Origin of the sequence: Mesorhizobium sp. M7A.F.Ca.CA.001.08.2.1 (assembly GCF_003998455.1) — a bacterium.
In the GTDB taxonomy this organism is placed as follows: domain Bacteria; phylum Pseudomonadota; class Alphaproteobacteria; order Rhizobiales; family Rhizobiaceae; genus Mesorhizobium; species Mesorhizobium ciceri.
The window spans coordinates 1-12,666 of sequence record NZ_RZPW01000088.1; the positions used below are offsets into that span (position 1 = coordinate 1).

A 12,666-nucleotide genomic window follows, 5' to 3' on the forward strand; every position below is an offset into this window, starting at 1 on the left:
CGGCGTTGGCGCGACGTCCGGCGGCTCCGGCTCGTTTTCCCCGGTTGATGGCTCCGGAGCCAATGGCTCGGGACGTGCCTGCTTTTCCTGGTGGGATTTTTCTTCCTTGAAACGGTCGGGCGCTTCCGCGGCTTTCGGCCCTACGCGCTTTTGCTCCTCGGTCTTTGCAGCTTCAGCCTTTGGTGTGTCCGCCGGGCGTGGTTCGGGCACCGGAATGCCGGGTTGGGTTATCGGAGTGCCGGGTTCGGGCACGGGAACATCGGCAGGCGAGGGCAGCGATGTCTGCGTTTTCTGCTGTGTCTGCTTTGGCGTGACCTGCCGGTGGCGCCGTGGTTTCAAACGCTTTCCGCCCCTTGGTTTCAGGGGCTGGTCGGCTCGTGGTGTCAGCGGCTGCTCGACCCGCGGCGTCGGGGGCTTATGATGCCGATGGCGATGTCTCGCCTCTACCGGCATCACCAGCAAGGCCGTGACGGCCACGGTCAACGCAATCCTGCATATTCGGGAAAAGACGATCGACCCCATCGCCCTCAACGGCGCCGACGCAAGGTGGTTGCCTTGGCCGCATCACGAACGGTAACCGCTCCGTTACGCACCGATCGCTTCCAGCCCTTCCTCCAGCCAGTCGGCGAGCAGCGGCATGCCAAGCAGGTATTTCGCGGTGCGCTTGTTGGCGCGTTCGCGCGCGGCGGCCAGCGCGTCCGCCCATTCGGTGGCGTCGTAGTCGCCGCGACCGACCCAGGCCAACGCGATCAGCTCGGCTGCTTCATCGACATTGAGGTCGTTGATCAGCTCGCGTAGCTCTTCTTCGGTCAGGTTCTCGGAGCTTTCCTCGGCAAGGCCGTCATGGTGATGGTTGACATGGGACTCGCCGTCGAGTTCGACCTCGTGCTCGGCGCCATCGGCATAGTCTTCATTGACGGCCGCACTCAGTGCTTTGGCCTTGAGGATGAACAGGCGCACCGTGTCGGGGCCGATCGAAAGCTCCCAGTCCTTTTCAAGCCGCCGCTGCAAGGGCCGTCTCCCTCAGGTCGTTTGCCGGATGATAGCGGATTTGCGGCATCCGTCACCTGATGTTCTCCCGCCCGCAATTTTCCGGGATGAAACGCAAGCCGACCGGCGTTAGTATTGCATTCTCACCCCTCCAGGAGGTTTCGATGCATAAAAGAATGCTGATCCAGGCTGCGACCGCGCTTCTCGCGCTGCAGTTCCTCGCTGTTCCCGTGTACGCCGCCGGCAGCGGCGGCAGTGACGAAACCGTCACCCAGTGCAAGAAGGGCCAGGTCTGGGACAAGAAGAAGAAAAAGTGCGTCGCGCCCCAGGAAGGCATGCTCGACGACGACAGCATCTATGATGCAGGCCACGCGCTGGCGATGGCCGGGCGCTATGACGAGGCGATTGCCGTGCTCAGCCTCGCCGCCAACAAGCAGGATCCGCGCATCCTCAACTATCTCGGCTATTCGCACCGCCATTCCGGCCGCGTCACCGTCGGCCTCGGCTATTACGAGGAAGCGCTGCGCATCGATCCGAACTACACGCTGGTGCGCGAATATCTCGGCGAAGCGCATCTGCAGATCGGCGATCTGGCCGGCGCCCAGCAGCAGTTGATGGAAATCGAGAAGCGGACCGGCAAGGGTTCGCGTGAATATGGCATGCTGGCCGAGCAGATCGACCATTTCATGAGAAGCTGAAAAGATCCCAGGGCTCTTCCAAGCGGCCGCGAGCGATCGCGGCCGTTTTTTGTTGCCCCCGGTCTCATTCATCGCCCCCGACTGATGAAAACGGGGATGATTTTAGCAAAACCGATTTTTGGGCGTGAAAAACCCGCTGACATTGCTATATTCAGGGAAATTGCGGTGAAACGGTTCCGTAAGCTCGAGGCTGCCGGACCCGTTTTCTTTTTGTACCCATCGACAAGGCTTTCCCCGATACGCGGGGGTGGCAGCAGGAAAGGCAGGCATCATGAACAAGGTCCCGATGACAGGCGAGGGGTTCGCGTCATTGAAGGAAGAACTGCGCTGGCGCCAGCAGGAAGAGCGGCCGCGCATCATCGAGGCGATCTCCGAAGCGCGCTCGCATGGCGACCTGTCCGAAAATGCCGAATATCATGCCGCCAAAGAGGCGCAGAGCCTCAACGAGGGCCGCGTCAACGAGCTTGAAGATTATATTGCGCGCGCCGAGGTGATCGACGTCAGCAAGCTCAGCGGCGACAAGATCAAGTTCGGCGCCACCGTGGTGCTGGTCGACGAGGACACAGAGGAAAAGAAGACCTACCGGATCGTCGGCGACCAGGAGGCGGACGTGAAGTCCGGCCGCATCTCGATCTCCTCGCCGATCGCGCGTGCGCTCATCGGCAAGGAAGTCGGCGATGCCATCGAGGTCAACGCGCCTGGCGGCGCCAGGGGGTATGAGATCGTCCAGGTGCAGTTCATCTAGGACCTTTGATAATTCTACTGTGGCGGCCGACTACAGCGCCGCGCGTCCTCTCGGACGCGCAAAGGACGCTGTAGGATTTTCAGTTAGCGCATGATCCCTTTCCGAAAATCAATCACGATTTTCGGGGTCATGCGCGGGCGGTTTTCTGCGCTTCCGGTGCTCACGTACTTTAAGTACGCGCCGCTCCGGTTCTCGAAGAACCACGCTATTCGACTCGCCAGAGCGAATTCTGAAAGGTCCTATGCCGGCGCTTGTAGTTTAAGTGCCAATAGCTTTTCTGCTTCCGCCACTACCTCCACCGGCACAACACGCCCCCCATGCGAGGCCAGCAGTGTCGATGCGTAGCGTCCGCGCGGGCCGGTCAGACCCGGCTCTGTTGCCAGGAAAATTGCGACCGTCGGCAGGCCAAAGGCACTGGCAAGATGGGTCAGCCCGGTGTCGGCGCCGATAACCAGCGTCGAGCCGCCGATAGTCGCGGCGATTTCGGACAGCGGCGATTTCGGTACCACGATCGTTGACGGCACGGCGCCTGCGATTGCCTCGGCTACGGTTTTCTCACGCTCGTTCGACCAGGTCGTGACCGGCGTCATCCCCCGCTCAATCAGGAGGCGGGCGGTTCCGATCCAGTCTTCGGCCGGCCATTTCTTGTCTTCGCGGCTGGTTCCGTGCAGCAGGAAGGCGGTTTTTCCAGAAGTGCCCGCCAGGGTGCCGGCGGGCGGCACGATGCCGGAGTCCAGCGTCGAAAGATCGGGTTGATAGGCGAGCGCCAGGCAAAACAACCGCCGCGTCCGTTCGATGGCGTGGAGGTCGCGCGGGACGGCATACGTGGCATCGTAGAACAGCGTCGCTGAGGGTTCGCGCGCGCTCGAACGGTCGAAGCCGGCAATGGGTGAGCCCGCCTGTCTTGCCACCAGGGCCGATTTCAGCAGGCCTTGCGCGTCGATGACCAGATCGTAGCGGCAATTGCGCAAGGTGCGGCGCAGGGCGGCCGCCTCGCGCCAGGTGGCGCCGTCAAGCAGCGCCTTGCGCCAGCGCCGGATCGCCACCGTATGAATCTTGTCGATCGCCGGGTGAAGCGCGACGATTCCGGCGAATGCCTCTTCGACGCACCAGTCGAAGGTCAGGTCCGGGCGGTGGCGACGGGCATCCTCGACCGCCGGAAAGGTGTGGATGACATCGCCCATCGACGACGTCTTGACGATCAGCACCTTCATGCCGCGGCCGGAATTTCCAGCAGCCGGTCCGCCGCTGCCGCGACCTGGCCGACTTCCAGCGTCTTCAGGCAGTTGAGGTGGCCGAGCGGACAGACCTTCTGGTGGCAGGGCGAGCACGACAGGCCGAGCCAGACCAGCTCGCGGCGCTCCGCCAGCGGTGGCGTGTTTTCGGGCGAGGTCGAGCCGTAGACGGCGACGATCGGCGTGCCGACGGCGGCCGCGACATGCATCAGTCCGCTGTCATTGGACACAGCCAGCCTGGCGGCGGATATCAGGTCGATGGCGTCCTCCAGCCGCGTCTGTCCGGCGAGGTCGACGACGCCGGGGGCCAGGGCTGCAATCTCCGCCGTCACGTCGCGGTCGTTCTTCGAGCCGAACAGCGCAACCTTCAAGCCTTTGCCCATGAAGCCGCTGGCAAGCCCGGCATAGCTTTCGCTGGGCCAGCGCTTGGCAGGGCCGAATTCCGCGCCGGGCATCAGGGCCACGAATTTCTGCGGCGCCAGCCCGAAACGGCCGAGCAGGTCGACCTGGTTTTTCGTGTCCACGCTAAGCCGGGGCGCCCGGAAACTACCGCCTTGGGCAAGGCCGAAATAGGCCTGCGCGGTGCGTCGTTTGATGCTGTCGGGCAATGGCACGATGTCGGTCAGCAGGCCATAGCGCATCTCGCGCAGATTGCCGACACGGCGCGGAATCCGGGCAAAGAACGGAATCAGCGCCGACTTCCAGCTGCCCGGCAGGATATAGGCCATGTCGTAGCGGCCGCGCAGCAGGCGGCCGAAGCGGCGGCGATGGGTGAATTCGAGCGCGCCGGGTTTGAGCGGAAAATCGATCTGCTGGCGGATTTCGGGCATGCGCTTGACCAGGGGTGCTGCCCAGGCCGGCGCCAGCACATCGATGCCGGCGTTGGGATGCAACTCCTTCAGCGCCGAAAACAGGCACTGCGCCATCACCATGTCGCCCACCCAGCGTGGGCCGATCACGAGGATCGTTGGGCTTTCAGCCATTCGACATAGTCTCTGACACCGGTTTCCACTGTCCGGAATTGGCCATTGTAACCGGCCGCGCGCAAACGGGACATATCAGCTTGCGTAAAGCTCTGGTAGCTGCCCTTGAGATGGTCGGGAAAGGGGATGAATTCAATCTCCCCTTTACCCAACGTGTCGATCACCGTTTCGGCGATGGCGCGGAAGGGCTGGGCACGGCCGGTGCCGCAATTGAAGATGCCGCTTGAGCCCCGTTTCCACAGCCACAGATTGACGTCGGCGACATCGCCGACATGGATGAAGTCACGGCTTTGTTCGCCGGGTCCGAACCCGTCATAGGCGCCGAACAGTTTCGGGTTCTCGCCTCGCTCGACCTGGTTGAACAGATGGAAGGCGACGGAGGCCATGGCGCCCTTGTGCGCTTCGCGCGGGCCATAGACGTTGAAGTAGCGCAAGCCCACGACCTGTGAATGGTCGGCCTGCCCGGCGAACACGGTTCGCCTGACATAGTCGTCGAACAGCTTCTTGGAATAGGCGTATACGTTGAGCGGCCGTTCCAACGCGGGATCCTCGAGGAACTCCGAGCCGCCGCCATAGACGGAAGCCGAGGAGGCATAAAGGAAAGGCACGCGCAAAGTCTGGCTTGCATGCAGCAACCGTTTCGAGAAGGCGTAATTCACCTCCATTATGAATTTGCCGTTCCACTCGGTGGTGGTCGAGCAGGCGCCCTGGTGGAACACGGCCTCGATGCGGCCGAGCGAGCCGGCCTCCATGCGGGGCAGGAAATCGTCCTTGTCGAGATAGTCGGCGATCTTGAGATCGGCAAGATTGACGATCTTGTGACCGTCGGTAAGGTCGTCGACGACGAGGATGTCGTCATGCCCTTCGGCATTCAGCGCGGCGACGATGTTGGAGCCGATCATGCCGGCGCCGCCCGTGACGATGATCATGAAGGACCTCTGGTTGCTTTGCGATTCCGGTCCTTATAGGGGAGGCTAGCCGGGCTGTCGACAAAGCCAGGTGCATGCGCCTGTCCTGCCATTTTATGCGCTTGTCTGTTTTGTCCATTTTGTCTATTATGGACAAAACAGGATATCCCATGAAAAACTATCCGTCGACCGATCTGAAACAGAATCTTGGAGATGTGCTTGCAGCTGCCAGCCAGCAGCCGGTCTCCATCACTCGCCACAACAAGCCGAGATACGTCCTGATGAGCATCGAGGCCTACGAAGCGCGCTTCGGCAACGACAGCCGCCGCGTCTACGCTGCGAAGGACGCCCCGACCGAACATGTCGAGATGCTCGAGGAGTACGCCGCGGAATTGGACCGTGATTAAACCCGCTGCTGCGGACGTCTGGCGATATCCATATCTTTGGCATCGCCAACACGGAGACGGCGAGACCGAAGGTCGGAAGTCACGGCCTGTGGCCTTTGTGGCTGTCCTTTCTGGGAAAGCCGGGGGTACCAACCTCTTCATACTTGCAATCACTTCCACACAGCCGGGTCGTGATCGCGTTGCAGTCAGCATCCCGGAAATTGAACGCCACCGTGCGGGCCTCGATCCTATGCCCCTTTGGGTCATGGTCGACGAGTACAATCATGATATCCTGGAAGCGTCGGCCTATTTCGAGCCGGGTGCGCGAATTGGCGCGTTCAGCCCGTCATTTCACAAGAAAATTATGTTCGCTTTTACTGCGGTTGTCCGCACGGGTCAGTCCAAAGCATCCCGCGCGCGGACTGAATCGACAGGGCAGAGCACGATCGTGAGGGACCCAAAATGCCATCGACCGAACTGCTCATCGCGTTTTTCGCCACCACGGCGATCTTCGCCTACATTCCAGGCCCGGCCATGCTCTATGCCGCCGCGCAGACGATGGCGCGCGGCCGCTGGTCCGGCCTGACGGCGGCGCTGGGCATTCATCTGGGCGGCTACGTGCATGTTTTCGCCGCGGCCGCCGGGCTGTCGGTGCTGTTTCATGCCGTGCCGACGCTCTACCTGGCGGTCAAGCTGGTCGGTGCGCTCTATCTGATCTGGCTTGGCATCTCGCTGTTTCGCAAGCGCGCGGACGGCGATGCGGCGCTGCCCGCGATCGAGCGCAAATCGGCGCGGCGCGCCTTTTTCGAGAGCATCACCGTCGAGGTGCTCAATCCGAAGACAGCGATCTTCTTCATGGCGTTCCTGCCGCAATTCATCGACGCCTCGGCGGCGTTTCCGGTCTGGCTGCAGTTCGTCGTGCTCGGCACGATAGTCAATCTGATGTTCTCCTCGGCCGATATCGTCTGCGTGTTCCTGGCGGGTGCCGTGATCGGCCGCCTGCGGCGTTCGAGCCGCGCCCAGCGGCTGATGCAGCGGGCGGGAGGGGCGGTGCTGGTCGGGCTGGGCGTCCATGTTGCCCTGCAGAAGAGCTGACGCATCGGACAGTCGCGGGTCATGTCCTGACGTTGCGCTGCGTGGATTTGCGGTATATCGGCAGGCATGAACGATCCGGCCCGTAAATTGACAATTTTCATCACGATTGAGATTTGCCTTACCCTCGCGTTGCCAGTGACATGATCAAGCACAATCCGCCTTCTCCAGAACCATTGCACCGCGCCATTGCGCGGTTCGGCCAAGCCACCGTGCTGGTGGTCGGCGACTTCATCCTCGATCGTTTCGTCAACGGCGTCATCGAGCGGATCTCGCCGGAAGCGCCGATCCCGGTGCTGCATGGGCGCGGCGAGACCTCGACCATGGGCGGCGCCGGCAATGTCGTGGCCAACATCGTTTCGCTCGGCGCTGCCGCTGTCCCCGTTTCCGTGATCGGCGCCGATCTGGCGGGCGACAGTCTGGTGCGGATGCTGCGGGAACTTGGCGCCGATACGGCGGGCCTCGCGCAGGAGCGTGGTCGCATGACATCATCCAAAAGCCGCTTCAGCGCGCTCAACCAGCAGGTGCTGCGTTTCGATGAAGAGGAGATCAAGCCGCTCGGCGCCGCGGAGCGAGCCGGCCTGATCCGCCATTTCCGCGCCGCGCTGGCGCACGCCGACATCGTCATCCTGTCCGATTACGGCAAAGGCATCCTGCTCGACGGCGTCGCCGGCGACTTGATCGCCATCTGCCGCGAGGCTGGAAAGCCGGTGCTGGTCGACCCGAAGGGCCGCGATTACGCGCGCTATGCCGGGGCGACCGCCATCACCCCCAACCGCAAGGAACTCGGCGAGGCCGTCGGCCATGCGGTGTTCGCCGATGACGAGATCGTGGCTGCCGCGCGCCAGCTGATTTCGGCACATGGTTTCGATTTCGTCGTTGCGACGCGCAGCGAAAAGGGCATGAGCGTGGTCGGTCCCGACGAGGCGCGCCACATCGCCACCCAGGCGCGCGAAGTGTTCGACGTTTCGGGCGCCGGCGATACGGTGATCGCGAGCTTCGCGCTGGCGCTGGCCGTAGGCGCCGATACGGTCATGGCCGCTTCGATCGCCAATGCCGCTGGTGGCGTCGTTGTGGGAAAACGCGGCACCGCGCGACTGACGGTCGAGGAACTCACCGGCGCGCTGTTCCGTTCACATGGGCCGACCGCCCACAAGGACGCCATCCTCGACGCCACATCGGCCGCCCGCATGGTGGCGGCGTGGAAGGAAGAGGGCCTGAGCGTCGGCTTCACCAATGGTTGCTTCGACATCCTGCATGCCGGCCATGTCAGCTTGCTGCACGCGGCGCGAAGCCAGTGCGACCGGCTGGTGCTCGGCCTCAACAGCGATGCCTCGGTGCGGCGCCTGAAGGGCGCCGGCCGGCCGGTCAACGACCAGCACGACCGCGCCTGCGTGCTGGCAGCACTCGCCTCGGTCGACGCGGTCGTGGTGTTTGAGGAAGATACGCCGCTGGCGCTGATCGAAGCGCTGCTGCCCGACATACTGGTCAAGGGCGCCGATTACACGGTCGATACCGTGGTCGGCGCCGATGTGGTGCAGAAGGCCGGCGGACGCGTCGTGCTGGTCGATCTCGTCGCTGGAAAGAGCACCACCAACACCATTGGCAAATTGCGCGCCGGCGGCACCACAAACTGAGGGTTTCATGTCCGACTTGAACGATTACCTTGTCCGCTCGGCGGCTGCCATATCAGCCATGGTCGAACGGGACCTGACCGGTGAGATGGAGCGGGCAGCGAGCGCGGTGGTGACGGCGCTTTCGTCGGGGAAGGCCTTGCTCATCGCCGGCAATGGCGGCTCGGCCAGCGACGCCATCCACATTGCCGGCGAACTGGTCGGCCGCTTTCTCAAGGAGCGCAAGGCCTACAATGTCATCGCGCTGCCGGCCAATGCGGCGGTGCTGACCGCCTGGGGCAACGACTATGGCTTCGACACGGTGTTTTCGCGCCAGGTCGAGGCGCATGGCGCGGCCGGCGGCGTGCTTCTGGCAATCTCGACCAGCGGCAATTCGCCGAGCATCCTCGCCGCCGCCGAACAGGCACGGAGGATGGACATGACGGTGATCGGCATGACCGGCGATACCGGCGGCAAGCTGAAGCCTCTGTCCGATATCCTGCTCAACGTTCCGTCGACCTCGACGCCGATCATCCAGCAGGGGCATCTGTGCCTTTATCATCATCTGTGCGAGGTGGTCGAAGCGCGCCTCAGCAATGGCTGATCCCACGACCTCTGGCCGCTATCCGCTGGCTGAGCCGGGCCTGTGGGTCGAGCAGGTCGGCTCAAAGGTGTTCGCCGCCGGCTCGCCGGCGCTGTTCCTCGATCGCGACGGCACCATCAATATCGATACGGGCTATCCGGATGATCCTGCCGAAATGGTGCTGCGCGCGGATATAGCCGCGGTGATAGCCGCCGCCAACGGGGCCGGCATTCCCGTCATCGTCGTCACCAACCAGTCCGGCATCGCGCGCGGCTATTTCGGCTGGAGCGATTTCGCCGCCGTCAATGGCCGCGTGCTCGAACTGCTACGCGCCGACAATGCGTTCGTCGACATGGTCCTTGCCTGCGCCTATCACGAGGCGGGCTCCGGCCCGCTCGCGGCCGCAGATCATCCGATGCGCAAGCCCAATCCGGGCATGCTGCTGGAGGCGGCCAGGCGCCTCGGGCTCGATCTGCGGCGTTCGCTGATCGTCGGCGACAAGGAGGCCGACATGGAGGCGGGACAACGCGCCGGCCTCTCGCAGGGCTGGCTGGTGGACGGCGAACAGTCCAGTCAAGGAGGATTCGAGACTTGGCCGCTACGGGGCCAGGGCGATCTCGATGGCTTGCTCGCCGCAATAGCGGCACTCGGTGCCGCGCCGGGCGAGCGGTGATAGATTAGAGCAATTCTAGGAAAAGTGTGAACGATTTTCCGTCTAGAATTGCGTTAAAACAAAGGGTTAGAGCAGATCGCCGTTTCCGTGAAACGGTGAAATGCTCTAGGCCCGCTCCTTGTCTTGCGAAGCCTCATACAGTTTGGCCTCGGTGGCATAGGAATAGATCATCACCGACATCGAGTAGATGAAGCCGTGCCGACCGCATAGGAAGTAGCGCTTGGCCAGGTAGAACTTCAGGAAGTTGCCGAAAGGCGACAGCACCAGCCGTACCAGGCCGGGCTTCTTGCCTCTCTCGACCAGCGTGGCGACCTTGAGGCCGGAATAGGTATTGGCCCTGGCAAGGTCGTCATTGACGGATATCTCGCGGCGATGCAGCAACACGCCGCTTTCGATCGTGCGGGTCTCGCCCGGCACAATGAAGGATTCATGGACCCGCGAGGTGAGGTCCATGGTGGCGACTTCCCGGCGAAACAGCCGTAGAAGCCGGTTGTGGAGCACCCAGCGATGCGCATAGCCATAGCCTTTCAGCCAGTCGCGGCGGCGAATGTACCAGCCGTCGATGCCGTTGTTGGCGGTCTGCGTGGCCGCCACGATGGCTTGGCGCAGTGAATCGTCGACGCGCTCGTCGGGATCGATCGAAAGGCACCACGGTTGCCTGGCATGGTCGAGCGCGAACTGCCGCTGGCGCGGGAAACCCGACCAGTCATTGTGAAACACCCTTATCGGGTAGCCTTTGGCGATGAACGCATTGACGACGTCCAGAGTGCTGTCCGTCGAGCCTGAATCGACGACGATGATCTCGGCGCAGAAATCGACGCTTTCCAGGCACTCGCCGATCATGTCGGCCTCATTCATGCAGATGACCAGCGCCGAAACCGGGCTAGAAAATCGAGTCATCGTCCCACCCCACGGCACACTGTTCTCGGAATTGGGCTGCCCTGCGCCACCTGTTTTACGCAATCCCGAAAGCGCTATGCGCTTTTCCCAGGAAAACCGTTACACACTTTTTCTGGAATTGCTCTAGGAAACCAGCAAGGTGGCTACGGCAGGACATCCGGCTTCACAGAAGTGCCTATCGAACGCCAAAGCGGCGCTGATATGGCGAGGCGTTCAAGCCGCATCGGCGAAAGCCGGTTGCGGTTCACCGGCTCAAGGCTGTGCGAACGAGACCAAGCCTTCGTCCTTGACCCGGCGGATGGTGAGCGCTGTGCGCACCGTGTCGACATTCGGGGTCGAGGTCAGTTCCTCGATGACGAAGGTCTGGAAGGCGCCGAGGTCGCTCGCCACGCAATGCAGGAGGAAATCGGATTCGCCCGACACCATCCAGGCGTCGCGTACGATCGGCCAGCCGCGGGTGCGCTCGGCAAAGATGCGCAGCTCGGCATCGGCTTGATGATGCAGGCCGACCAGGCAGAAGGCAACGACATCAAGGCCGAGCGCTGGTGCGTTGAGCAGAGCGCGGTAGCCACGGATGATGCCGGCTTCCTCCAGGCGCTTGACGCGGCGCAGGCATGGCGGTGCCGAAATGCCGACGCGGTTCGACAGTTCGACATTGGTCATGCGGCCGTCGCCCTGCAATTCGCGCAGGATCTTCCAGTCGATGGCGTCGAGGTCGGCCTTGAGCGGCATGAGGGCTCTCGATCATGAGGGGCAACACGCAAGAATCTTGCGTGATTTTGTAATTAAACGACTTCGCTGTCCATTCCATCCTTCTCCGGAATATTTCGCGAGATCCGCGGGCGACAGGGTGTGACAAAGCTTTCCGGGGACGAACTCCAACTTGCCTTGCTGGCGTCGTGGGCAACACTTACATTACGCGCGACAATGATCGAGTTTTCCATGCCGCAATTGCCGGCAGCCCTCCGCAGAGGCTTTAGATGACCACCAAGCACGCGCCCGTTCTCATCATCGGTTCCGGCCCGGCCGGCTATACGGCGGCGGTCTACGCCGCCCGCGCCATGCTGAAGCCGATGCTGGTCGCCGGCCTGCAGCAGGGCGGGCAGTTGATGATCACCACCGATGTCGAGAACTATCCCGGCTTCGCCGACCCGATCCAGGGTCCGTGGCTGATGGAGCAGATGCTGAAACAGGCCGAGCATGTCGGCACCGACATCATCAACGACATCATCACCGAGGTCGACCTCAACGTGCGACCGTTCCGTGCCAAGGGCGATTCCGGCACCACCTACACCGCCGACGCGCTGATCATCGCGACCGGCGCGCAAGCGAAATGGCTGGGCATCCCGACCGAGCAGGACTTTATGGGTTTTGGAGTCTCGGCCTGCGCCACCTGTGACGGCTTCTTCTACCGGGGTAAGGATGTCGCGGTGATCGGCGGCGGCAATTCGGCGGTGGAAGAGGCGCTCTATCTGTCCAATCTCGCCAAGAGCGTGACGGTCATCCACAGGCGCAGCGATTTTCGCGCCGAACGTATCCTGCGCGAGCGGCTTCTGAAGAAGGACAATGTCCGCGTCATCTGGGACACGATCGTCGACGAGATCACCGGTCGGCCCGGCAAGACGCCGCTGCCGCCCTCGGTCGAAGGGCTGAAGCTCAAGCATGCGGTGACCGGCGAGGTGTCGCACCTCAAGATCGACGGCGTGTTCGTGGCCATCGGCCATGCGCCGGCGGTTGAACTGTTCGCCGGCAAGCTCAAGCAGAAGCCGAACGGCTATCTGTGGACGGCGCCGGATTCGACCCGCACCGATGTGCCGGGCGTGTTCGCGGCCGGCGATGTGACCGACGATATCTACCGCC

Annotated in this window: 14 protein-coding genes and 1 pseudogene; 8 read left to right on the forward strand and 7 right to left on the reverse strand. The window is 62.7% G+C overall.

What is annotated here, in order from left to right; all coding sequences use genetic code 11:
• Both EN914_RS08030 and EN914_RS08035 read right to left on the reverse strand, forming a co-directional pair.
• Positions 1 to 477, reverse strand: a pseudogene (locus tag EN914_RS08030) (extensin family protein); the annotation flags it as partial.
• Between the two features lie 108 nt (positions 478 to 585).
• Positions 586 to 1,011, reverse strand: coding sequence for a DUF3775 domain-containing protein (locus tag EN914_RS08035; protein WP_013530064.1), 426 nt, complete (start codon positions 1,009 to 1,011; stop codon positions 586 to 588).
• Between the two features lie 143 nt (positions 1,012 to 1,154).
• On the opposite strand from EN914_RS08035, the gene EN914_RS08040 reads away from it, so the two are divergent.
• Together EN914_RS08040 and greA are read left to right on the forward strand one after the other, a co-directional pair.
• Positions 1,155 to 1,688, forward strand: coding sequence for a tetratricopeptide repeat protein (locus EN914_RS08040; protein WP_024504159.1), 534 nt, complete (start codon positions 1,155 to 1,157; stop codon positions 1,686 to 1,688).
• A 271-nt stretch (positions 1,689 to 1,959) separates the two neighbouring features.
• Positions 1,960 to 2,433, forward strand: coding sequence for a transcription elongation factor GreA (gene greA, locus EN914_RS08045; RefSeq protein WP_013530066.1), 474 nt, complete (start codon positions 1,960 to 1,962; stop codon positions 2,431 to 2,433).
• 239 nt (positions 2,434 to 2,672) lie between these two features.
• On the opposite strand, the gene waaC is transcribed toward greA, so the two are convergent.
• Genes waaC through rfaD form a run of 3 tightly spaced genes read right to left on the reverse strand, consistent with a single transcriptional unit; the run spans position 2,673 to position 5,580 of the window.
• Complete coding sequence (waaC, locus tag EN914_RS08050) at positions 2,673 to 3,647, reverse strand: lipopolysaccharide heptosyltransferase I (RefSeq protein WP_127389044.1); 975 nt, start codon at positions 3,645 to 3,647, stop codon at positions 2,673 to 2,675.
• The gene (waaF, locus tag EN914_RS08055; RefSeq protein ID WP_032899372.1) at positions 3,644 to 4,651 is read right to left on the reverse strand and encodes a lipopolysaccharide heptosyltransferase II; all 1,008 of its coding nucleotides are present in this window, start codon (positions 4,649 to 4,651) and stop codon (positions 3,644 to 3,646) included. Before waaF ends, waaC begins: the two co-directional genes overlap by 4 nt.
• Positions 4,624 to 5,580 carry an ADP-glyceromanno-heptose 6-epimerase gene (rfaD, locus tag EN914_RS08060; protein WP_024504192.1) on the reverse strand — a complete coding sequence of 319 codons (957 nt, stop codon included), beginning with the start codon at positions 5,578 to 5,580 and terminating at the stop codon, positions 4,624 to 4,626. The genes waaF and rfaD overlap by 28 nt, the downstream gene beginning before the upstream one ends.
• A 149-nt stretch (positions 5,581 to 5,729) precedes the next feature.
• Here rfaD and EN914_RS08065 point away from each other — a divergent pair, with 149 nt between their 5' ends.
• The 5 genes from EN914_RS08065 to EN914_RS08090 all read left to right on the forward strand — a co-directional run bounded on the left by EN914_RS08065 (position 5,730) and on the right by EN914_RS08090 (position 9,906).
• Entirely contained in the window at positions 5,730 to 5,966 is a 237-nt protein-coding gene (locus tag EN914_RS08065) for a type II toxin-antitoxin system Phd/YefM family antitoxin (protein ID WP_024504156.1), read from the forward strand.
• 441 nt (positions 5,967 to 6,407) lie between these two features.
• Positions 6,408 to 7,040 (forward strand): LysE family translocator, encoded by a 633-nt coding sequence (locus EN914_RS08075; protein ID WP_024504155.1) that lies wholly within the window; start codon positions 6,408 to 6,410, stop codon positions 7,038 to 7,040.
• Positions 7,041 to 7,180: 140 nt separating this feature from the next.
• A complete protein-coding gene (gene rfaE1 / locus EN914_RS08080; RefSeq protein ID WP_024504154.1) occupies positions 7,181 to 8,674 on the forward strand; it encodes a D-glycero-beta-D-manno-heptose-7-phosphate kinase in 1,494 nt (497 codons plus the stop codon).
• 7 nt (positions 8,675 to 8,681) lie between these two features.
• The gene (locus tag EN914_RS08085) at positions 8,682 to 9,254 is read left to right on the forward strand and encodes an SIS domain-containing protein (protein ID WP_024504153.1); all 573 of its coding nucleotides are present in this window, start codon (positions 8,682 to 8,684) and stop codon (positions 9,252 to 9,254) included.
• The gene (locus tag EN914_RS08090) at positions 9,247 to 9,906 is read left to right on the forward strand and encodes an HAD family hydrolase (protein WP_024504152.1); all 660 of its coding nucleotides are present in this window, start codon (positions 9,247 to 9,249) and stop codon (positions 9,904 to 9,906) included. Before EN914_RS08085 ends, EN914_RS08090 begins: the two co-directional genes overlap by 8 nt.
• Positions 9,907 to 10,011: 105 nt before the next feature.
• Here EN914_RS08090 and EN914_RS08095 read toward each other — a convergent pair whose 3' ends face one another.
• Together EN914_RS08095 and EN914_RS08100 are read right to left on the reverse strand one after the other, a co-directional pair.
• Complete coding sequence (locus EN914_RS08095) at positions 10,012 to 10,806, reverse strand: glycosyltransferase family 2 protein (RefSeq protein ID WP_024504151.1); 795 nt, start codon at positions 10,804 to 10,806, stop codon at positions 10,012 to 10,014.
• Between the two features lie 252 nt (positions 10,807 to 11,058).
• The gene (locus EN914_RS08100; protein ID WP_023809735.1) at positions 11,059 to 11,538 is read right to left on the reverse strand and encodes an Lrp/AsnC family transcriptional regulator; all 480 of its coding nucleotides are present in this window, start codon (positions 11,536 to 11,538) and stop codon (positions 11,059 to 11,061) included.
• Between the two features lie 248 nt (positions 11,539 to 11,786).
• Here EN914_RS08100 and trxB point away from each other — a divergent pair.
• Positions 11,787 to 12,666: thioredoxin-disulfide reductase (gene trxB, locus EN914_RS08105; protein WP_127389045.1), on the forward strand; the 880-nt coding region annotated here is incomplete at its 3' end.